Annotated in this window: 13 protein-coding genes, 1 pseudogene and 1 other annotated feature; of the genes and pseudogenes, 8 read left to right on the top strand and 6 right to left on the bottom strand. The window is 54.1% G+C overall.

Translation table 11 applies throughout. The features are described from left to right. The first annotated feature begins 719 nt into the window (after positions 1 to 719). On the top strand, positions 720 to 1,925 hold the full coding sequence (istA, locus tag H2O17_RS02285; RefSeq protein WP_182050910.1) for an IS21 family transposase: 1,206 nt from the start codon (positions 720 to 722) through the stop codon (positions 1,923 to 1,925). 209 nt (positions 1,926 to 2,134) lie between these two features. On the opposite strand, the gene H2O17_RS02280 is transcribed toward istA, so the two are convergent. Both H2O17_RS02280 and H2O17_RS02275 read right to left on the bottom strand, forming a co-directional pair. Further along, positions 2,135 to 3,387, bottom strand: a protein-coding gene (locus tag H2O17_RS02280; protein ID WP_246311266.1) for an IS3 family transposase whose coding sequence is annotated in 2 segments (ribosomal slippage) — positions 2,135 to 3,096 and positions 3,096 to 3,387 — 1,254 coding nt in all. Because the reading frame shifts where the segments join, the coding sequence is not laid out codon by codon here. After that, positions 2,966 to 3,100: a sequence feature (AL1L pseudoknot), on the bottom strand. Its footprint overlaps the gene before it by 135 nt. Positions 3,388 to 3,932: 545 nt before the next feature. Further along, the gene (locus H2O17_RS02275) at positions 3,933 to 4,166 is read right to left on the bottom strand and encodes a hypothetical protein (RefSeq protein ID WP_182050148.1); all 234 of its coding nucleotides are present in this window, start codon (positions 4,164 to 4,166) and stop codon (positions 3,933 to 3,935) included. Between the two features lie 688 nt (positions 4,167 to 4,854). Between H2O17_RS02275 and H2O17_RS02270 the strand changes: the two are divergent. After that, positions 4,855 to 6,006 (top strand): annotated as a pseudogene (locus tag H2O17_RS02270) (IS110 family RNA-guided transposase). A gap of 1,049 nt (positions 6,007 to 7,055) precedes the next feature. Next, the gene (locus H2O17_RS02265; RefSeq protein WP_182050147.1) at positions 7,056 to 8,225 is read left to right on the top strand and encodes a hypothetical protein; all 1,170 of its coding nucleotides are present in this window, start codon (positions 7,056 to 7,058) and stop codon (positions 8,223 to 8,225) included. Positions 8,226 to 9,924: 1,699 nt separating this feature from the next. On the opposite strand, the gene H2O17_RS02260 is transcribed toward H2O17_RS02265, so the two are convergent. From H2O17_RS02260 to H2O17_RS02250, 3 genes are all read right to left on the bottom strand, one after another. Beyond that, a complete protein-coding gene (locus H2O17_RS02260) occupies positions 9,925 to 11,010 on the bottom strand; it encodes a polysaccharide pyruvyl transferase family protein (protein ID WP_182050146.1) in 1,086 nt (361 codons plus the stop codon). Between the two features lie 367 nt (positions 11,011 to 11,377). Next, positions 11,378 to 12,907, bottom strand: a complete 1,530-nt coding sequence (locus tag H2O17_RS02255) for a lipopolysaccharide biosynthesis protein (RefSeq protein ID WP_182050145.1) — start codon at positions 12,905 to 12,907, stop codon at positions 11,378 to 11,380. A gap of 1,931 nt (positions 12,908 to 14,838) precedes the next feature. Next, a complete protein-coding gene (locus tag H2O17_RS02250) occupies positions 14,839 to 15,024 on the bottom strand; it encodes a hypothetical protein (RefSeq protein WP_182050144.1) in 186 nt (61 codons plus the stop codon). 180 nt (positions 15,025 to 15,204) lie between these two features. On the opposite strand from H2O17_RS02250, the gene H2O17_RS02245 reads away from it, so the two are divergent. The 4 genes from H2O17_RS02245 to H2O17_RS02230 all read left to right on the top strand — a co-directional run bounded on the left by H2O17_RS02245 (position 15,205) and on the right by H2O17_RS02230 (position 19,427). Continuing rightward, on the top strand, positions 15,205 to 16,185 hold the full coding sequence (locus H2O17_RS02245) for a nitroreductase family protein (protein WP_182050143.1): 981 nt from the start codon (positions 15,205 to 15,207) through the stop codon (positions 16,183 to 16,185). A gap of 799 nt (positions 16,186 to 16,984) precedes the next feature. Continuing rightward, entirely contained in the window at positions 16,985 to 17,590 is a 606-nt protein-coding gene (locus tag H2O17_RS02240; protein WP_281363057.1) for an ATP-binding cassette domain-containing protein, read from the top strand. Further along, positions 17,587 to 18,831 (top strand): hypothetical protein, encoded by a 1,245-nt coding sequence (locus H2O17_RS02235; RefSeq protein WP_182050141.1) that lies wholly within the window; start codon positions 17,587 to 17,589, stop codon positions 18,829 to 18,831. Before H2O17_RS02240 ends, H2O17_RS02235 begins: the two co-directional genes overlap by 4 nt. Continuing rightward, entirely contained in the window at positions 18,828 to 19,427 is a 600-nt protein-coding gene (locus H2O17_RS02230; protein ID WP_182050140.1) for a hypothetical protein, read from the top strand. The genes H2O17_RS02235 and H2O17_RS02230 overlap by 4 nt, the downstream gene beginning before the upstream one ends. Before the next feature lie 214 nt (positions 19,428 to 19,641). Here the strand turns inward: H2O17_RS02230 and H2O17_RS02225 are convergent, their stop codons facing one another. Further along, entirely contained in the window at positions 19,642 to 21,120 is a 1,479-nt protein-coding gene (locus H2O17_RS02225) for an ApeA N-terminal domain 1-containing protein (RefSeq protein WP_182050139.1), read from the bottom strand. Between the two features lie 480 nt (positions 21,121 to 21,600). On the opposite strand from H2O17_RS02225, the gene H2O17_RS02220 reads away from it, so the two are divergent. Continuing rightward, entirely contained in the window at positions 21,601 to 22,569 is a 969-nt protein-coding gene (locus tag H2O17_RS02220; RefSeq protein ID WP_182050138.1) for an AbaSI family restriction endonuclease, read from the top strand. Positions 22,570 to 22,677 lie beyond the last annotated feature (108 nt).

Genomic DNA, 22,677 nt, shown 5'->3' with positions numbered 1-22,677 from the left:
GGGAAAGTGTCTGATGAGCTTGAAGAAGACAAACCATTGGGGCGCACTGCTACAGTTTGCTCGGTCCAGGGTGACGAGGTCTTTTCGACGAATGTGGCATCTGGACACATCGTCTTCCACTTTCCCTCTGTCAACTCATTCAGCCCTACGTGCAACGATACTGGTGTTGTTTTGCGAGTCTAAGAGATTATCGTAATCTGCTTTTCTCATGGTTCCGAAGTCTATGCTTGGATTCTCATAGAAACGCGGCTGTGATTGTCGACGAGTTTTATTGCTTTCGGCAGCACAGTATTTCTTGCACTTTGTGCATAGTTGAACGTCAACAATCTGGGAGTCAGACAATTTGTCTATCTTGGAATGCATCAGTTGCAATGTAAACGACAGCCTCAAATGCATCCTGCTTCGACTCGCCTTTCTTGTCACCCCGACTGACGCACGGATACCTATCGTCGTTTCTGCTACGGTCGAAAGAGCGACCAACACAAGCGCCGTTAACCAAGACATTGGTGCACTCCCCCCACAGAGTCTTGGAAGCTCTCTACACTTTGCCTGGGACCCAACCGATGTTGGAGGAATTGCTGGACGAACAACATAGGGACGTTCCGCGTTGGGGTCGTCAATTCCTTAAGCAGTTGGAGCTGTCGGCGGCAGTTGAAAAGTGAGCAGTTTCGGCAGTTGAAAAGTGAGCACTTCGACTAACGATGTGGAGTGTGATTTCAATGCACGATTGGGAAAAGATCCGGGTGCTTGCCCGCGAGGGTGTACCGAAGGCTCGTATTGCTGCTGAGCTGGGTATCTCACGCAATACGGTGGACCGGGCGGTGAAGTCTGATCAGCCGCCGCGTTATGTCCGCACGAAGACACCGACGAAGTTTGGGGAGTACGAGGCCCGGATACGGTGGCTGTTGGAGGAGTGTCCAACGATGCCGGCCTCGGTGATCGGCGAGCGGGTGGGCTGGCCCTACTCGGAGAGGACCTTGCGGCAGAATGTGGCACGGATCCGTCCTGAGTATGCGCCGCGACGTCTCGATCCTGCGGACCGGTTGGAGTGGGAGATCGGGGATGTGGCCCAGTGTGACCTGTGGTTCCCCAATGTTGATATCCCGATCGGGAACGGCAAGACGGCACGCTTCCCGGTCCTGACGATGATCCTGGCCTGGTCAAAATATCCCGTCGCCTTGATGATCCCGACCCGGCAACGCCCGGACCTGCTGTTGGGCATGTGGGACGGGATCAGCACCTTTGGCAGGATTCCTCGACGCCTATTGTGGGACAACGAGTCCGGAATCGGACGATACGGCAAGCTCGGGCAGGAAGTCGCGGAGTTCTGTGGAACCCTCGGGGTGAAGCTCGTCCAAGCCAAACCCTATGACCCTGAGACCAAGGGCGTGGTCGAACGGTTCAACTCCTACCTGGAAACCTCGTTCCTGCCCGGGCGGACGTTCACCAGTCCCAAGGATTTCAATGCTCAACTCACCGGCTGGCTCGAGGTGATCCGAGGGAAGAAACCACGAGGGAAAGACCAAACCCGGGGCCAGGCCCTGACCGTCGAGCTCGAGCATATGGGTGCGTTACCGCCGGTTGATCCCGCAGCGACGTGGACTGTGCAGACGCGGTTGGGACGTGACTACTACATCGAGATCGGCGCGAACGCCTACAGTGTGGACCCCACGTGGATCGGGCACCGCATCGACGTCACCATGAACCTGTCAACGGTCCAAGTCAGGACGGGCGGGAAGGTCATCACGACCCATGATCGTCTTTGGGGCAGCGGCGGTCAGGTGACCGACCCTGACCATGTGGAGACCGCTCGGAAGCTGCGTGCGACCTTTCAGCAGCGCCAGGGCCTACCCGGCTACGGAGTGACGGTCCAGGGCGGGGACCTGGCAGTGTATGACCAGATCTTTGACATCGAGGTGGCCTAAATGGAGGCGATCAAAGACGTCACGTACTACACGAGTGCGTTGAAAGCACCACGTATTCAAGCTTCTTTCGCTCGCCTGGCTGACACCGGGCGCGCACAGGGCTGGACGTTCGAAGAGTACCTGGCCGCGGTCTTGGAAGCCGAGGTCACCGCCCGGGAAGCATCTGGGGCCGAGATACTGAAGCGCCCTGGGTTTAGTGGAGACTCAGCTCATTTGATTTCAACCAGTTCTTGGGCGCTGGTAACCCCAGCATAGAACGATTCCTCGAACTCCGTTGGAGGCACATCACCGAGGTAGCCATGGAGTCGTTTCGTGTTGTGCCAGTGCACCCACCCCAGCGTCGCGAGCTCGAGGTCATCGACCGTTTTCCACGGCCCCGGTTTCGCGGGCCCGCGCACAAGCTCAGCCTTGTAATAGCCGTTCACTGTCTCAGCGAGCGCGTTATCGTAGCTGTCGCCAACGGTCCCGATCGAGGGCGTCGCCCCGATCTCGGCGAGGCGTTCCCCATAGCGAATGGACGTGAATTGACTGCCCGCGTCGCTGTGACAACGCAGCTCGGGAAGATGCCTGCCGCGTGACCAGCGGGCCATTTCAATCGCATCGAGCACCGTCTCGGTCTTCATGTTCGATGCACATCGCCAGCCCACAATCATGCGGCTGAACGCGTCGATGATGAAGCACACGTAAGCGATGCCCTGCCAGGTGGGCACGAACGTCAGATCTGTCACCCACAGCTGATTCGGCGCATCTGCATTGAAGACGCGGTTCACGAGATCGGGATGCCTCGGCATCTTCGGATCAGGCTTCGTCGTCTTGACCCGTTTCTCGCGCCGTACCCCTTCAATCTGAAGGATTTTCATCAGTCTCGCGACTTGGTCACGACCGATATCGATACCCGATCGCTGGGCTGCTTTCCAGAGCTTACGCACCCCATAGACCGAGTAGTTTGACTCCCAGAGCTCGAGCAACCGTGGCGCGACCTCCGCGTCCCGAATTTGCCGGGCTGATGCCGGCCTGCCGTTCGCGGCGTAATACGTAGACGGGGCCACCTGCAATACCTTGCAGATGCGCTCGACCCCGAGCCTGCGTCCAGCAACAATATCGTCCTTGTTCGCGTTGATGAATGCCACTACATCTTGTGTTGGCGGTCGAGCTCCGCCCCGAAGAAAGACGCGGCCCGCTTCAAGATTTCATTCGCGCGCTTGAGCTCGCGCACCTCTTGTTCAAGCTCACGCATCCGAGCCTGCTCGTCGGTCGTGACCCCGGCTTTCACGCCGTCATCGATATCAGCCTGGCGCACCCAGGCCCGCACCGACTCAACCCCGTAACCGAGCTGCTCGGCCACGCGCGAGGTCGTTCCTTGGCTCGTACCGAGCTCGACGCGAAGTGTGCGCACCATCCGGACCGCAGCAGCTTTCTCTTCAGCCGAGTAGCGGCGTCCCTTGTTCTTGTGTTGGGCCATGAATCTATTCTCCATCCGTAACTCTGGAGCCTCCAACAAACCCAGGTCGTATCAGCTTGGGCTGCTTGGTGCTCATTGGCCTGAAATAACGATCACGATGCTTGCGAAGTATTTCGGTGTCTAGGTGGGGACACCCCACAAGTAGCTGCGCGAGAAACGTGTCCGGTTTGGTGAGAAACCGGGGGACATCAAAGCGAGGTCTGAGAGCGGCGTTTGCTTCGTCAGCGCAACCGGCAGCTCGAGCGAGACGATGAGGTTCTTCGTCGCACGGCGGCGTATGTGAGTCAGGAGAACCTATCGAGAACAGGATTTACCTGGCAGTGAGCGAGCTCGCCGAGGATGGCGCTCCGGTCTCGGTGTCCTTGCCAGTAGTGAAGCTCTCCAGAGAACCGTATTACCACTGGTTATGGTGTCCAGGAGCGAGGCTGAACTCATCGGAGCTCATCGAGATATTTCCGTGTTTGATGACCATAAGGATGATCCCCTGTACGGTGGCCGTTTCATAGCTAACGAGGTCGGGGAGGCTGTCCAGAGTATGTGTGATCCTACTGCGTGGAGGATTTGCGCGGATAACCGGTGGTGGTCCGGTTGTGAGAAGAAGACGGGCCGGAGCAGAAGAAGTCAGGACCGCCGTTCATGACGACCTGTGTGCCTTTGAGGACAAGCATGGAGTCACGCCGCACCGGTTCACCGGCAGTGGTCCCAATGAGCTGTGGTTGACCGACACTTCGGAACACACCACGCGGGAAGGCAAGCAGTGCCTGTGTGCCATCAAGCATCCATTCTCAGCCCGCAAAATGTGGGAGTCCATTGGTCCGAGCATGACAGTCCGTCTCGCAGCGAACGCCATGGGAGACGCAGTGTGTTTGCGCGGGAGTATGAGAAAGGGCGCAAAGCACAAGGCGACCGTACAAGCCAGTTCCGCAACCGCATATTCGTGTACGCTACAGCCTGTCATGGACTGGCAGGGAGCGTGGAAAGCATGAGTGCTGCCGCAGACAACCCAATGATGGACAGCTTCTTCCCTCTCCTCCAAAAGGATATACTTGACCAGCAACGGTGGGACAACCGCGAACAACTCCGCGCCAGCATTGTGTGGTGCATAGAGAAGACCGACCATCGCAGACACAGGCAAAGTCCGCCTCGGCAAGCTGGCACCCGTCGAATACGTAACCATTCTATAAACCAACAGACCACACCAGCCACCTGACTAAGCTACCCCGTTACCTTGTTGATGGGTCCTTTTGGCGTGTGTTGATTGGGCTTGTCGATCAGTCGCCCTGGCATGGTGTCGCGCCCCTGCCTATTCAATGATCCGAGGGGTGCTGCCACTAGGGACGATTGACAGTGGGTGATCGCTGATGAGGGGCTCGGCACCAGCGTTGGATGCCTGTCGTACACGTGGATGTGAGACTTACTGTCTAGACCTGATCGATTGCACTGAAATGTCAGTTGAGAGGAGCAAAGATGGTCACTCAACAAGCACCACATGTCTTCCTAGGGCTCGACGTAGGTAAGACGCAGCACTGGGCCTGCGCAGTCACCGCAGATCAGAAAGCTATCTGGAACAAGGCACCACCTAACGATGAAGCGAAGCTTGTTGACATGTACACCCACCTGCAAGAACACGGGCAGCTCCTTGTTGTTGTAGATCAGCCAGCAACTATTGGCGCCCTAACAGTTGCCATAGCACAACACATGGGAATCCCGGTTGCCTACCGTCCGGGATTGACGATGCGCCCCACCGCGGACCTATACCCAAAGGACGCGAAGACAGACGAAAAAGACGCCTTCATCATTGCTGACGCTGCCAGAAGCCTGCCACACCCGCTGCGGCAGCGAACCGAGGCTGACGTTGATGAAGCCACCTTGGGCATGCTCACTGGCTTCGATCTGGATCTGGCTCGGCAAGTGAACCACGTATCAAACCGGATTCGCGGATTGTTCACCCAGATCCACCCTACCCTCGAGAAAGTGGTGGGGCTGCGCCTGGAACACGACGCAATCCTGGAAATGCTGATCTCTTGACCAACCCCCAAGAAGCTCCGCACAGCAGGCAGAGCCCGGATCGACGCGAAACTCACGAAACAAACAGTGATAGTCACCGGGACTGATGCCGCCGGCATCGTCATCCCACACCTGGCTCGCCAACTCATTCATCTTCACCTCCAGCGAGCCGATGTTGCCTGAGAAGCTGAAGAAATCGTCCTTAACCACCCTCTTTACCTAGTCCTGACCTCGATGCCCGGAGTAGGACTCAGGACCGCGGCCGTGATCATTGCTGAACTCTCCGGGAAAACCTTCACCAGTGCCGCAGCATTGGCTTCCTACACAGGGCTAGCACCAACCACCAGACAATCCGGGACGTCCATCAAAGCCGAACGGGTCAGCCACAGCGGGAACAAAAGACTCAAACGGGCCTTGTTCCTCTCAGTCTTCGCTGTGATCCGCACCAACCCCGCCAGTCGCGCCTACTACGACCGCAAACGCAACCAAGGCAAACGCCACAATCAAGCCATCACCGCACTAGCCCACCGCAGCCTCACAGTCTTCGACGCCATGCTCCGAGACAGCACCCTCTACGAAGGGCGAACCACACCACCAGCCCTCGCCGCTTGACAAACAACATAAGGGACCCCACTTGAACATGCGGTGTTTCTCAGGTCCACAGGCTTTGTGATCTCCAAACTCAGGAGTGCGTGCGCATAACAAGACTCACGCCCCGCAACGATGACAGAGCAGGCGAATCAACCTCGACCAAAACCGAGCGCTGATGGCACGTATTGAAGCGAACTAGCGTTCAAGGATACGCGAACTGGAGCTAGTTCACACCAAGATCCTTGGCAAGGTAAGCCCGCTGGCTACTGACCAAGCGAGATAGGATCTCAATATTGAAAGAGCGCGCAGACCCCAAGTCTCCGACAGCTGACGCGCGACCTATTTCGGGTTTCTCGCCCTCACATGCAACTCAGTCATTTGTTCACGCGAAATCGCTATTTGGAACGTCGCTTCGGCGCTCCGTTTCAAGGCCGCGACCACGCGACTGCCCGAAATAGCTGCAAGCGGTAGACCAAACGTCGGATTGACGGTCCTAAGTATACAATCCGACTATAAGTCGGCACGCTCCATCATGTTCTGCAAGAATCGTGATACTGAGCTCGATCAACTCCTGCGCGCCGGAAACATCGGCAACACCTTCGACAATGCCGTGAGTGAAGAAAACCAAGGACCTTTGGGAAAGGCGTGTATCCGACTACAACAGTCAAAAACACCGAGTAGGGCCAACATGCGAAAGCTAGCTGGATCTGACCGTCCACCCCAGAACACCCTGGCGACGGAAATGAACGGCCACCAACCGATCTAAACCACGTACGCCGAAAAGACACACTCGACGGCTTCAAGCATCGAGAGACGAACGAAAGTACCAAACTGATGTCAGACAAAACCAACTCTCAAGAATCATCCCTAGAATAAGTGATGCGGAATACAGAACGGTTCAGACCGCATGGAGAGTGGTTCGTCCATCTGACAAAACATGCAACAATCAAGACAGATGCCTGATCGCGACGCTTCACGATTTGAAGGTAGAGCTGACTCAGTTCCGCGCCCTCGTATCCACCGCACCAGCATTAGGGTCATGCGACACTCACGATAGGTAGACCAAAACAGTGAACCAAAACAACAGACGCAGGTCGTTTCCAACTAACCGGCTTGCCCAACGATTGACCGAATTGATACTTCCATCAGCAGCGGCCCTGTTTCCAATAACTGCTGTGCTCAACAAGATAGTGCCATCAGCGATACTAGAGGGTTTGCTACTGATGTTGATACTTCTATCTGTGCTATTGGTTGCTACATACGCACAGCTCTCCTTAAGTATATGCCTACTGGGAGTGCTCGGAACCATAATTGTTGCGGTTACTCAACGGCCTAACCTGTTTGCAGTATTCCTTATTCCACTCGTCGCCTTTATTCTCAATTGGACAGATCTGTCTATAGTTACAAGACGATTTCTTACAATTAGCCTCGTCATATATACAGTCATAATCCTTCTGTATTACACCATCGGTTTCGGCAACGACAGTGATTACATTTCTTGGCGTAGCTATTCGGAAGAATTTGTCTATCGCAAAGCCTTGGGATTCTCACATCCAAATCGAGCTATGATGTATTGGGAGGCGATTGCAGTCCCTCTCCTTATGTTTTCATCCATCAAATGGCGCATCAAATTGTTGCCCTTAGTCATAGCGATATCGGTGTTTCTATATACCGAAACAGACTCCCGAACATCTTTTGTCCTTATAATGATATGTGTTGTATTTGTGGTTATAGGAAATAAACGAATTGAACAACCTGTCAGTAAAACAGTCCGAGGATGGGTTTGTGTCACTCCGGCAGTTTTCGCGCTCTTCGCGTTCGCTCTGCCTGCCTTTGCGGACAACGCGAAAGTCAATGCGATGCTGAGCGGAAGGCCCACAATCTATCTTAACCTTCTAAATGACTATTCGATCTTGGCGCCCTTTGGCACAAAAGCGGTCGAGAATGGAATTGTGGACAATGGTTTCATCCAGCTGTTCCTGGCAAAAGGTGCCACGCTGGCAATTCTATACATCACTTTGCTAATGCGGTTGCTGACTATGGCCCCTAAAATGTCATTTCGAACTGTAGCGATTTTGGGGCTATTCTTGGTTCTTGCGCTATTTGAAACCACGCTTCTCAGCATCGTTCACTTGTTTTCAGTGATACTTGCGTGCGAGTTCGATCGACGAGCATTCAGCGGTACGAACCCAGAAGTCCACTCCAACTCATCGAAAACTCCGCTTAAACGACTAAACTAGCTCGCTGCATCATCGATCGCATCAATCGACTGGGTTAAGCCACGACATAAGATCGTTAAAAACCGACCAGCTTTGCAAAGCCCCGCCACGAAACATATGTAAAGCCAGTGTGGCGCAGGCATCGTACGTTCGGACCAATGTTGCACCAAATCAAAGCTCTCAATTCAGAGTTCGTGAAGAAACTCGTAAACATGGCGTCACTACAATTCGCCGAGCACGTGAGACAATTCAGACAATCGTTAGAAGAGAGCCTGGACGTTTTGGAGCGCAACCCGTCTGATGTATGCACATAGATCGTCGGCCGCATGATCACGTTCAGGCTCAGAGAGGTCCACATAGATCTACTGGCCTCCTAACAACGACTAGAACTGTGGCGGATGACCGCTCGACTGAATTCTTCTGACAAAAGGAGAAGACTGTCGACTACTTGCACAAGGGGCACCACTTAGCGACCGTTGTTGCCAGTAAACACTCCTGAAGCGAAGCAATCGTCGGACCGCATGGAAGACTAAAATGACGTTGTCGAAACGGAAGAAGCTACACTTACACGCTGAGTCGGGCAACATCTTTGGCTGACAACCAAACATTGCCATAAGTCCGTGTCAAACGGTGAGATTGCGCGTATTTCTGTCGGTTTCACCTTCGAAAGAACAGATTCTAGCAGAATGTTAATTGGTCATGACATATTTGTGCCAAACTGTTTAACCAAAACCTCACTGTCGGTACATTGCCATAATAAAAGGCAAGGCCACCAGGTTCACCGCTCTAATCAGGCATATCTGTAGCGCAATACAGAACCACCGCCAACACTTCTCCAGATCGTCCATATCACAGTACTAAGCCACAATGACCTGTCAGTTATACCTACTTTTGGAGAGATTGCGCCCACGCTAACACACAGAGACCAGCCCTCCTAAGAATGGCAAATATCCTCCTCACAAAACACGCAGTATGTGTCGTGCAATGAACGGCTCTCGATAGAGCATTTGCGACGACGCAACATGTGTTGATTGGAGCACTAAAGGCGCTCAATCACTGCAACTTGTCATTGCACGCGGTCGCCGCATCTCTGTGCATAGCATCTCAGTCTCCGGACATAGGTTCTCCGCAACCGCATCTTTGGTATCAGAAAGCACCTAGCTTGCGATGAAGAATGTCGATACCATGCGAGCACATCCCAGAAGTAGAACCCAGACGGTCCTCCGACCGAAGCTTTCACACCTGAACAACGAGTTGTTCTAACGTCGATGCTCGAATACCCAGAAAAGCCCTTCAACGGGCAGCTTGGCGCGTTCGACATCCAAATACTGCAATTTCCGACGATACTTGCCCAACATACTTTTGATAGCCACGGACCATTCGCCAGATCTCAGAATGACTAGATCGAATTGCCCTTCGGCACGCATTCACAGTAATGAAGGCACGGTATCAATGATTGCCATAGACCTAGGCGAGTGGAACGACTGAAGTGAATCAACGCACAGCAACCGCCAAATTGGTTCCTAAGCATCTAACTGAAGATCTCAGTTTCTGGTCCTAACACAGACCACGCGGAAGAACCCAGCCTCAGCGCTGCCGAGAAGCACACCGAGTGGCTACACCTGTAGTCGACGAACAGCATTTTGCACCACAGATCAAGGTCGTACCAACGCACTAACAGCTTTAGAACGCACATAGCCTGTCACAATAATCTGGCTTGCTATCTGACTGTCTTTATCCCATCCAGAACGTCTTGCAGATAGAGTATCGAAGCCCTTTGCTCCGTTTCAATCCAGCGATTCGCTTGCGCGAAGTCTATGGACTCTTCAAAACGAAAGTCCGCAAGGTCCGATTCAGATCGAATAAGTCTGTCCATAAGTCCAGCATTCTCCAGCAAAGACTCGACACGCGAGGCACCTCGGACAGTGTTGCAGATTGTTACAAATGGTTTGTTGAAAATAATAGAAAAGACGGTACCGTGAAAGGAATCAGTGACAATAAACTCTGCATCGGAAAAACCTCTCAGCCAGTCCTCAACAGGAGCTAGAGCAGCCTGATTCAACAACACATGACTCGCCATGTTTAGATGCAACTTGGCGGCCTCGAGTGTTGATTGGGAAAACTCATTCTCATCAAGAATATAAGAACATATTCCGCCAGGATCTTTGTTGTAGCCCTTGTCGGCTAACTGCTGATATACGCGTTTACCTATTATCATTGTGGGGTCAATGTGACACATAGCTTCCACACCAAAGAAGTCGCTGCAAATAGCAACGCCCGATATTTCACGAACTGACACAGCATCAAACCGCTTAATAGCTCTCCGTGCCCGTAGGCGCTGTATTAATGAGTATTCAGCAATGTTGTCAACACCAAAAGAAGCGGCATAGGAGAGTTTCTTGACAGCCTTAGGCACAAAGCCAAGGAAATTGACACCTAGCGCTCCATACGGTTCTCTCCATACTTGATCGCTTCCGACAATGACGGCTTTGTACCGGCCCGTATTACGCTTTGCTTCATTGAACGAAACTACTTTGAGATACTCTTTCACAAAGCTCTTTGAAGCCTCCGCATACCCTTCTGGCCGTCCGTTCCTAGCGTTGCCTTTGATGATTCTTGCCAGCCATTTGACTCCAGGAACACGTTTCAACGAACGCTTCCAGCACCTTCCCACTCCACCGACGGCAGCCGTCGTCGACACGTTATACCCAAGATCCGAGATAACGCTCTGCAGGGCATAAGCTTGCAGGATTCCTCCGTAATTCTCCCCTATCGGAAGAGTCACAATAAGCACAGAGTCTTGCATGAGCTTTCCAATCTATCTATGTGAGCCACTACACTCGCTTTGTCATTTCCGGCCTAGGATTGGCTCTGTCACCACAACTATAGTGCTGATCTAGCATCTGGTGGATACTGATGTGGCATGCCAACGTTCGCATGTAGTACGCTGGTCCAGCATAAGTAAATCTGGACTTCTTCGCAATCGCGGATACAATTTTTCGAGTTGGGCGTTGCCTTTTGAAGACTCTCTCGGGAATGCTAGATGTCTTTGCCTTTGGTCGAATGGCGTCTTAGCTATTTGTTCTTGGCGTGATGACCAGCCAATCGGTCTTGAAACCGTATTGACTGCACGCTCTCATACCTGTACAGAATTCCGTCGAGGCTACATAATTCTAATCGTGATGCCGACGCCAACGCCTTAGCTTAGTGCTTAACGAAGCTCTTTCTTGTTGGTCGAGAACAATGATGTAGACCGCCACTGTGTACAACAACGAGTAGACGAGGCCCCACGTGATGAAGAGGTTCCAAGTCTCGGCTGGAATCGCAAACGACCCAACCACGCACACTGCACAGACCAACGCTCCCACAAAGGCAATCGGAACGATCCTCTTCCAGAATCTCACCATGTCGAGGCCGATCCTCTTCTGGTAATACCAGTTCATGAAGAGACCACTTCCAAACACAATGTATGCGACATATCCAATTGCTGGAGCCCAGAATCCAAGAATCGGCACCAAGAGTGCAGTGAGGGTGACGTTGAGAATTGCCATCAGGAGGTATGCAATACTCCGTGCCCGATGACGATTCTTTGCACGTTGGATCTCAATGCCAGTATTCTGGACAAGCGGGACAAACAGCGGTGCCACCATGACCAGAACAAGATAATACCCGTCCAAGAAGTCCGGGCCGGCCCACCTTTCGACAAAGAACCTTCCAAGAAGAATAAAGCCTCCAAAGACATACACGAATAGTGTTGCTTGGTAGCGGCCCACACGTGCCATTAGATCTGTGAGTTCCGCATTGTCATCCGACTCGGCGACCATACGATTGATTTTCGGCGTGAAGATACTCGACATGGTTGTCGACAGGGAGTAGAAGACCGAACGGATCTGCACTGAGACGGCAAAGACTGCAACCGTGCTGGCACTCGTAAGTGCACCAAGCAGGACATTTGGCACATTCTGGTTGATGAGCTCACAGACTTGGTTGGTGAAGATCCACGCACTGAAAGCGGCAACAGAGCGGAACAAAACACTGTCAAAGTGCCGCACATCGAAGCGCATGCCGAGTTTGCCGATCGCAAAACGCGCATTAAGTATAAGCAATACAAAGGTCACCGCGAGCTGCGCCACAGCGGCGCCCACGGCACCCATACCAAGGTTGAGCAGACCGTATGCCAGACCGGGCGTTGCAAGTGTTGTCAACATCTGACGCGATTGCTGGAACTTGAACTGCTCATGGGCAAGAATGAATGCATCGAAGACCGTTGACAGCAGCGTCATCGTTATGTTGAAGGTCATGACGACGATTAGCTTCTGAGCCAAGTTAACTTCATCATCAGTGAAACTTCCAGAGAAGATACTGCTCGCATTGGCTGCAAGTAGGAGGCCGAGCACGAGAGCGATGGCGCATACGGCGATATAGAGCAACAAGTACATGCCATTCAAGCGCCTTATTTCATCCTCTGACCCGTGAATGTGCCGCTGAGTGTAGAAGCGTACGTACGCCTCGGAGAAGCCAAAAGTCAGCAGCGATAGAGAGAACACAAACGAGTACGAAGTTTGGTAAACGCCGTAATCCGCCTGTCCAACGAACGAGAGCAGCATCGGCGTATAGATCAAGTAAACGAGATTCTTGACCAGAATATTGGTATATCCGAGAACGGCGCCGACCTTGCGCTGGCTAGACAATTGCAAACTCACTTCCACTCATCACGTCGTTGAGTCTCCTTAGAACTGTCTCACCCATAACGCCGTCATGTCTCATAGGAATCTCAGCAGAATGTCGCGATGAAAGAGACAAAAGACCAGCTTGCGAGAAGAGCGATGGCGTAGAGCGATGAGAAACCAGATTGAACTTTACCCGAACCCGACAGCTCATCCTCTCCCATCCAGCAGTCGGAGACAAATGGTAGTCGATTCTCTAGTGAGCGTGAGCTAGATACCAGACCAGTCTTCGTGCATTGGAAAGAGACCGAATGCCACCAGACTCTCGGCACTCTTAAAGCTGCCACTCACGTTCATCGGTTGAAGATTCTCAGGTGGTCGCACCCAGACGGGCCACATAGCCAGGCAGAATACAAGCAGCAACACTACTACCGGTAGCAAACCACGCCGAATCGCGTTGGGTCTCCGCAAAAGATGGCGGGTGACGTCGGGCAGTTTCAAAGCGGCATGAGCGGGTGGCACTCTCGAACCAGCTGGCGACAGTACGCAAGTCGACAGTAGGCAAGTCTTTGACGTAGCAGTACTTTTCCTCGACAGACAACTGCAATCAGAGCGCCGCACCTGCCACGCTGACAACGACGCAGATCCCGAGGGCTTTCCGTCTTTCAGTGGTGAACAAACCCCTTACGACACGGAACGTGTCTCTCCACATTCTTTCGCTCCAAATCTCTACGAGAATGGCTCGATGATGAGACCGATCGTTCCTAGGGACACCCTTTCTCATCGACCTCGTCAAGATGGGCCATGATCCCATCGACTTCGTGACTACGATGCCCCATCAGCCCTAGGTCAAGCACGCAATTGAGGATACTCTCGGTGACCTAGCACTGCATGCAAACCAATTTCGCTATTCTCGAGCTATCCTCCTTCGCCAACACAAGCGACCATTCGGGAGACTTCTCGTGAACGTCAATCAGATCTCCACAAGACCATTTACCACACCTACGACAGTCTAGAACGTGCCAACCAAAGCCACCTCCTTCTGCAGCGAGTCGGATCCAGACACGCCGCTGTGCAGACGACACAATAAAATGTACGCAGTCTGGAATACGCTCAGTCTAGCCGTCGAAAAGCGGACCGAACGTCGCACGCTATGCTCATTCTCGGAAACTGAACTCAATACCTGATTTTTTGCCGATGATGCAGACATAACAAGATTGCAGATCTTCCTGACGTCTAATGGGGGACCCACTTGGAATCAGAAGTATCACATTCATAGGAACCTGAATCCGTTAATGTCTGGCAAGGCGGAGCTGCCGTACCGTTCCGTGTCTATTATGTTCACCTGTTAAGTAAACCTTCGTGGTTTGGGAACGTATAGCAAACGAGCAGATCAGAACTGACATCGCGGAAACTGAAAGGGCGCGGGCCTGTCAACGCATCGATTCGATGCATAATCACGTTCTGTTTCACAGGCTTGCTCACCGGGTAATTACCGGCCTAGGCACAGATACGGGCCACTGAACCAGAATACTGCCTTTAAGGCTGCGCACCTCGAACCTCATATCGGCTTACGTCCTGCAACATGTGCGTTCAAAGAAGGAAACAAACTGACAGCCAAACCGGCAGCAAGAATCCCACATCATCAGCAGCACAATCTGAGCAAGATGTCATAGATCGAACCTGAAACTGTCGAAATAGCTTCAATCCAAACTGGTCACAAACGGAAGTACGGACATCACTGACAGTCGAAAACAGTGTGATAACGATACTCGCAGATAGGGCCTCCTCCTCAGTGTTCTTCAAACGGCACCGGTGGTTTCCAACGGCCAACTGTTCGAAAGCTCCTTCACGGTTCCGAGGAACGGGATGTGTACATCGCCGACATGGTCAGTTACCGCAGTCGTCGATGGGGCGTGACTACGAAAACGTGTGGTCTTGCAAGCACTAGTCCGTTCATGCAATTCTCAGCTCAGATGCTCAGCCATCTCCCTACTCAGAGCCATTTCTAGGACCGACTTTGTCAACGGCTTCAGCAAACTGTCAAAGACCATCAGATCCGAACCAGCAGCCTTAGCCAGATGAGCCAGTTCGGCAGCGGCAACCATCACAAGTGCTGATTCTGCGCCAGTCCTCGGCTTCTTCGATGCCATACACGCCAATGTTTCAACAGACATGACCCGCGCCCACCATCTACGCCAACAACGAGTCAGCAACTCAGAGCAACCACACCACACCAAACCCACAATCGTCTTTGGCATTATGCCTTTGATAGGCTGCATTGGTGTACCCAAGAAGGGTCCTCATAATCTGCCTCTGAAGGATAAGCTCACATGCCACGTCTTCGCTCTGAACTGAAACGATATGCACCAAAGTGGGCATTGGATGTTTACAAGTCCTTGACTATTGCAAGGGAGTTCCTCGCTGATTTCTTTGACTACTCTGCGTCAACGTCAGCTTTGTTTCCCAAATCGAACAGTTCGAAGCGTGATTATCGGGAACAGCTTCAGGCAAGGTTGACTTTCTTTACCCACGGACTTGAGAAAGGAATGGCACTTCCACAGCCAAAGAACCCATTTGGTGTTGAGAGAATGGATCTGATGCGATCGCTGCTTGAATCAGCAGAGCAATGCTCCGTTCGCCTTGAGTCCGACAATGCTTACGCTGCAATTGCCGAGGTCGAGAGCTTCAACGATACGAACGAACTATCAGACTTATTGGCACCGATCGTGGATCAACCGCCAGTGACGCTTCCCATCGATGCGGTTCAAAGCTTCGTCAAGTCAAGGCATAGTGTGCGGCACTTTGATCAGACCCGTCGCGTAAGCGTTGACCAGATACGTCAAATTGCACAATTGGCCGGCACCACACCTTCGGTATGCAACCGCCAAGCATTCCGCGTCTATTATTATGACGACTCAACTCAAGTGCAAGATCTATTGCGCCTTCAGAACGGTAACAGAGGTTTCAACCAAACAATACCTGCACTAATGGTTGTAACAGTGCGCCGCTCGTCCTTCTCTGGTCCAGGTGAGAGAAACCAAAGGTGGATCGATGGTGGGTTGTTTGCAATGTCATTGGTTTGGCTTCTACATGCATCTGGTCTCGGTTCCTGTCTTTTGAACTGGTCCGAGACACATGAGAAGTCACGTACATGCCGACCTGTGGCTGGCATTCCTGCCTCGGAGGATATTGTTGTATTCATTGCCGTAGGGTACCCTGCAGAGAATTACCGTCAAACGCTCTCACCCAGAAGGGATATAGACGACATCTTCGTTGACCATTCCACGCACGCAACAGACTTTTCTGAGTAATTGCTGACGGAGTTGGACCCATTTCAGAACTGTGCACTGTGCTGCCAAGAACAGTTCAACTCATCACAGTTCATTGCACAGGGAAGACTCGAAGAGTTGTCCCGCACAGACCATCTTAAGACCTTGAGACAGTCTACTAATCGGTCACGGTAATGATAAGTTCCACGGGTCCTGTTCGCAGCTTACTGGCCATTTGCTGATCACGTATCGCTCACCATTCGCGAACTTCAGAACATAGACACCACAGCGGTGCCTTTCAGTTACGAGCGCGGCTATCGAGAGTACTTGCTCTAGTACCCACCGACGGACCTCGAATGCTTCCACGTCAGTACTTGACATAGCCGCCTTATCCATTCAGCCAACCTCTCACCCGATCACAATATCCTGCCGCCAAGCTGTCTACGGCATGGTGACCACACCGCCCGTGGCACGATCGTCTCTTGGACCCGCGCATAGAGTCTTTGCAGCTCAGACCACTGCTAATCATCATCAGATATCAGGAAGAGTGACCTCAAGCGAGCATTCACTCGTCTGCGGTGGCACCGAGACGTCCCCCGAGCGCACAATGAACCTGTCACCAACGCACGCTTAGTCCTGAATGAACCACTGAGCCTCTTGCGCTATAAAGACGGAGATTCTCGACTCCACTCGCTGCTGGTATTGAGTGTTGGACTGGATGGGAGAGCTATGACGGAAGTGCCGATTCCCGTGGTTGAGTGCTCTGATTTGGAGTTCCGTTATCGGCGTGGGTTCAATCTGGGCCCATTGAGCTTCACGTTAAACACTGGTGTGACGTGCCTTGTGGGCGCACGGCGCTGGGAAATCAACTCTCTTCCGTTTGATTTCGGGAGAGCTACGCCGCCCTGCAGACTCCGTCCGGTTTTCGCGAGCAGCGGGCCTGGGCGTTCTCCCCCAGTCGCCAGCGTTCCCTACAAACGCAACCTGTGAGCAGTTCATATCGCACGTGGCGTGGCTGCACGGTGTGCCACGGGCGGAACGGAGTGCCGCCGTGGATGCTGCGCTGGACCGTGTGGGGTTGTCAGAACGCAAAAGCTCAACAATCAAGTCACTATCAGGCGGCATGGTGCGCAGGCTCGGGATAGCACAAGCTATTGTTCATAATCCCAGCGTTCTTCTACTTGACGAACCCACTGTGGGTCTCGATCCCGTTCAGCGCCTAGCAATCCGCTCCGTCCTTGAGGATCTCGGGGAGACGCACATCGTCTTTGTCTCAACTCACCTGGTAGAGGACGTACGCGCACTAGCGCAGAGAGTGATCGTCATGTCCGAAGGTTCGATGGTCTTCGATGGAGCAGTGGAGACCTTAGAAAGCCTAGCTTCTGACGACATGCCTGGAGAGACTGCGCTTGAACGCTCTCTGGCAGCACTGATGGGCGCAGAATGAGACTGCGGTGGGCGTATGCGGCACGTACGCTAGCAGGACCTTGGGTAGCACTAGCGGTGATCGTCCTTGATGTAGGTGTGGCCCTACTTCGCGGTGCACCATACTTAGGCGAAGCGGTCTTCACGGTTCGTTGGATGGCATTGGCTGTTTGGATGATTAGTGCACTCGTGGGCGCAGTTGCCGCTGTGGATTCGGCCCACTTAGCCCAGCCAGGTCGCCGTCATCTGAGCCTAGCCACAGCGGGTGGGCGGCGAGAGTTCGTATGGGCGGCGTTATGGGCTGAGGTACCCGCAGCAGTTGTTCACCTGCTCGCCATCCTGGTTTTGTTTGGCATTGGCGGCGCTCCCCATCCGTTTGTTGGATGGTTCCCCGTGGCACTAGCTATGGCCGCACAGGCAGCCTCCATCATGTGGTTTGCGGCATTAGGCAGTTTCGTCGGCAGACTCACCCAACCAGTTGTTGCTGGCCTACTTGGGGCCGCAGGCGCCTACGCCGCATCCCTCATCTTCACCACGGTCTCATCAGGAGGTCGGGGGTTTCACCCACTTGGCGACAGCGGCGCCACTATCTCCCAAGTCGGGTTGGTGTGGAACACAGGGTTCCTTTGGCTCCAGCTGACCATCACCCTCCTCACGGCCGGTCTCCTTCTGCTGTCACGCCCGCGTGCAGCTCATGGTTGGTTGCTGCCATCTCCTGCGATAGTTGCCGCTGGGTTCGTCGTCGTTATTCTTCTTGGCGCTTCAATGAAGGTACCCGGGAATCAGATGGTTCCTACAGCTGAAGAACCCACACACTGCGCGGGAACGGACCCCACGATCTGCGTTTACGGCGAACACGAGCGCAATGCTGCACCGGATATTGCGACAGTACGTCAGCTTGTGAATAGTGCGCGGGAAGCCGGTTACGATGCCCTAGTTCCCGCTCAGGTTGTAGAAGCTTCGCGGTCACGGAATCCGGGCGATCCCGATTCACGGACAACGGCGTTTGGGCCAATTGAACAGGACCCAGATGACGTCTCAATACTCATTCAAGAGATGTTGACACCAGCATGGTGCCCAGCGCTATCAGGGAACGATGCAATTCCTGACCACTACTGGACTGACATGGAGAACATCGTCTACACGTGGAGTGGGCAACTAGGAGATGCCACCATATTCACTGGCGACGAGCATACTCTCAGCCCCGAGGACATCAGCGAGATCCTCAATAGATGGGCGGCCTGCGATCTGGGGGCAACGTGAGCGAAGGGCGTGCGTGGCTGGGCGTCTATCGTACCCGGCCAGCTATTGCAATCATCGCGACATGCGCCGTGTGTTCATTCCTGCTGCGCGACATCCTCGTATCCCGTGCCTTCACCCAATGGCTGGTAGCGCCGCTAGCCCTACCCGTATTCATCACCTGCCCAGCCGGAATCGCAGTGGCCATAGGATGCATCGGACCCCCGGCCCGCCTACCCGATCCCCCTCGAGTGAAGCTGGCTCGGGGCCTGTGGGCCGTGCTTCTCATGGCTCTGGCCGCGGGGGCTTGCATATTGGGGACACTGGGTGGCGGGCTCGGCGTGGCCTCGGCCGGAATCGTTGTCCGGAACGTCCTAGTGTTTGCCGCATTGAGCCTTGCTGCGGTTATCGCCGGCTGGACCTCATTCGCCTGGCTTCTTCCACTGATGTTGGTGCTGGTTGGTATCCAGTTCGGCGTATCGGGCGACGGTGGTTACCCGTGGTGGGCCGTATTCTTGGCACCTCAGGCAAATGGGCGCGAGTTACTGGTGGCTGCCCTAGCCTTCTCAGGGGTGGTGCTGGTGTATGCGCTGCGGCCTCCGGTGATTCGCCGGGAGTGATGGGCGAGGGCGATAGTGTGACTAGTCTGATCTGAATACGACCACGTTCCGTGTGTTGTGAAGTTCAGTGAGCAACGTGGACAAACGGGAGCAAGCTCGATCGGTCGGTGCCCACAGGGTCCAGTCCGGACGCCCGAGGGAGCCGCGCTTCGGGTACCGGCACGCTTCCCGCTGGGAATGAACGAAGCGCAGCACGTCAGGACGAGAACCTCAATCAGGAGGTCTTCCTTCCCAACCAGCGGCGAGCATCGGAGGCGGTTTGGCGCAGATTGGGGTTCGTCTGAACGATCTCTCGCTGGCGCTCGGCAGAGATGCCAAGTTCTTGAAGAAGGTTGAGGACAACAACCGCGGTAGTGACTCTGACGACCGCAGACAGTTCCTCCATCGAGTGGCGCGGAGTCTGTCCCTGGTGAGCAAGATCGTTACGCGCCTGCGACGCGGACTGTGCCCACCGGTCCTTGTCTGGCATTAGGAGATCGACCACGCCCGCGTCCATCCTCTCGACAAGCCCAAGGAGACGGCTCCTGAGATTCGGAGTGTTCTGGAGCTTGCTCCGAACCCAGTCCCGGCGTTCTTCAGACACGTTAGAAAGGATCTGTTCCCGTAGCAGTGCGAACTCTTCTTCAGGGATCGGAGGAGAGCCAACATGCAGTTTCCCTTGGAGCACTTCGGCAGCGCCGACCGAGATCAGCAAGTTGTTTTCGATGTACAGAGCCGGGTCGTATCTGAGACCCAGGATCATGCTCGCTGCGGCTTGCAGTCGCTCGTGAACCTCGCACCACCGTGGGACGATCTCCTCAAACGGCACGTCATTGCATGTGAACAACACTCGATGCGGCTTCACCGCTTCAGCATCGCCGTCGCCTATGACTGTGGGGCGATAGAGGACTTCCGCGTACCGTGCGGGAACCGGGCGCTCGGGCAGCGAATCAACGGTGGGGCCAGAAAGCCTCAGCCGCAGCCAGAGAACGCCACAGGCTCGATGGGCGGACAAAGACAGGAGGTCTTGGAACAGGCCTGCATATCGGATCGCATCCTCCAGCGGACATCCATCCGAAGGGTTGACTCGCACGAACGGTGTGTCCGTGGCGCGGCCGAAATCAACCCCGCGCCGAGTCTCCACGAAGGGCAACGTGTACCTATGAGAGAGGGAGTAGTTCGTCCCGTCTACCTCGACTGACGTCTCAGAGGCAGGTGAAAGCTCGAGAGTGCTCTTGCCGTTGAGTCTGCCGTCTTCCAACTCGAATGCTGACTGCAATGCAGACGAAGCAGCCCAGACTCCAAGGTCTTCCACGGAGAAATCGCACCCTAAAAACGCTGACTCCTCAGGTGACGCTATGTGGGCGCCGACCAATGCCGAGTCCACTGAGATGACTTGCTTCTCCGGACTCTTGACTCGCGCGCCCCAGGTGATGGGCGAATGCGTCGGTGAGCAACCGAGGAGCGTGATCTCTCGGCGGTTAGCCACTCCGTGAATGGCGTCCCAGGATTGAAGCCCCTGGTAGACAGTCACCTTGCCGTTCTCGGGCTTGCTCATAATCCGGTCCTCAAGGCGACCCATGAGAGTGAGCGTCGATCCAGTCCCCGGCGCGTATCGGAGCGTCCCTGGAATCTGTTCGTCCGGGGCGTCAGGTAGCCACCAAAGCCCGGACCATTCTGTCTCGCTATTCAGACATAGGAGGTCATCGGCCATCTCGCTGACCTCGGCCGCCTCGACGTGGTACTGACCTATTCACAGTGCTAAGCGTACCGGGCGCATCATCACAGGTGCGAGCATCGAGCTTGGACCGGTGCACCTAGTTCAGGAGCCTCCGCTACCGCGGAGACTCCTTGTTTACACATTGACCGAAATGCCACAACGTCGCGGGTGTCGTGAAAGTCAGTGAGCAGCTCGGAGCGAAAGCGTCACCTTGCACCAGATCAACGAGAACCGACCTCGATGTCCAAGGCACAGATCGAGGGCGGCCAGTTCCCCATCTCGCGCGTTAGATATAGCCCCGTAGTCCCCGATCCGAATGAAGGGCGTTCTGTCTCCACCCTTACCGTTTTGCGAAAGCTCGAATGACGCAGTCCGAGGAAAAGCAATGGAAACATTCAATTACGAAGCGCGCAATGGCAACGAGATCGGCCGAGTAGACTACAACGGCAAGGCCAAGCAGGAAGGAAGCTGCCGATGCCCAGTATGGATAAGTCAAACTACCTCTTTCGGCAGTTCTCTCATCGAACACGTAACAAAGATTTTGAGAACTATGTGGTCAACGCGATCTGGAACAGAGTTGGCGATCTTGAAGTTCTTCCCGTCACACAGCAACTTGTGCGAACGAAGAAAGGACCAAGATTCATTGATCTTTACTTCCCCCAGGTTGGCGTGGCTATCGAGTGCGATGAACTACACCACGAGAGCGACGACCAAGCCTCTAGGGACGCGATACGCGAGGCGAGCGTGTTCGACGCACTGACCTCTTTTGACGAGGCCGCACTAGAGGGTGGGCTTCACCACGTCCGACAGGCGGAGTTCAAGGACAGCGAGGAGCTAGAGTCCCGGCTCGATGAGTTGGCGGAGATCGTGCGTAAACGGGTGGAGGAGCAAAGGGAGGCTGGCACGTTTGAGCCATGGGTTGAGGTCCATCCTGATCCCGTGGATTACCTCCGTGATCGCGAGTGGCTGGACCTTGATGAGTGTGCTCGGGACCGTGTCGGGTTCCAGTACGTCGTGGACATCCCGAACTCTTTGTTTGGTACTGCTTTGACTCCGAGGCAAAGTCAAGGCTGGGGTTCCTATCGCAGGCTTGACGAGTATGACCCCGCATACGGGGACCTGCACCTATCTTTGGCAAACCTTCGCGTTGACAGCGATGATCGCGGGATGAACTGGGACAATACTTTAAGTAGCGACGGACTGACACTTCGGGAAACGCGCCTTCAGAGAAACCAAGACGAGGGACAGGCTTGGGAGAAAGAACTCCGAGTCTGGTTCGTCAAGGACCAAAGGACAAACAGAGATCAATCGTGGCGTTTCGCGGGCATTTACGAGTTGCAGGACATGAGAGGTGGCACCCGGGTTTGGAATCGCATTGCCACCCGACTGCGCTTACCCACGCCCGATGCGCCACTGGACCCCAGCTTGCCCTTGTTTGATTAGCGAAGTAAACCTGAGTTGAGGTGTTTCTTGGTGTATGTCGATGACCTAGCTGCAGCCAAGGCGAAGTCTGAGGGAAGAACAGCGTTCATCAATTCACACAGTTTGGAT

Source organism: Changpingibacter yushuensis, from assembly GCF_014041995.1.
GTDB lineage: Bacteria > Actinomycetota > Actinomycetes > Actinomycetales > Actinomycetaceae > Changpingibacter > Changpingibacter yushuensis.
This window is presented reverse-complemented; position numbering and strand designations above follow the sequence as displayed.

Bases quoted from the DNA above. Each gene is read 5' to 3' on its own strand.
- H2O17_RS02225 (WP_182050139.1), bottom strand. From the start codon at position 21,120: ATGGCCGATGACCTCCTATGTCTGAATAGCGAGACAGAATGGTCCGGG.
- H2O17_RS02245 (WP_182050143.1), top strand. From the start codon at position 15,205: ATGCCACGTCTTCGCTCTGAACTGAAACGATATGCACCAAAGTGGGCA.
- H2O17_RS02235 (WP_182050141.1), top strand. From the start codon at position 17,587: ATGAGACTGCGGTGGGCGTATGCGGCACGTACGCTAGCAGGACCTTGG.
- istA (WP_182050910.1), top strand. From the start codon at position 720: ATGCACGATTGGGAAAAGATCCGGGTGCTTGCCCGCGAGGGTGTACCG.
- H2O17_RS02250 (WP_182050144.1), bottom strand. From the start codon at position 15,024: ATGGCATCGAAGAAGCCGAGGACTGGCGCAGAATCAGCACTTGTGATG.
- H2O17_RS02220 (WP_182050138.1), top strand. From the start codon at position 21,601: ATGCCCAGTATGGATAAGTCAAACTACCTCTTTCGGCAGTTCTCTCAT.
- H2O17_RS02260 (WP_182050146.1), bottom strand. From the start codon at position 11,010: ATGCAAGACTCTGTGCTTATTGTGACTCTTCCGATAGGGGAGAATTAC.
- H2O17_RS02275 (WP_182050148.1), bottom strand. From the start codon at position 4,166: ATGCTTGATGGCACACAGGCACTGCTTGCCTTCCCGCGTGGTGTGTTC.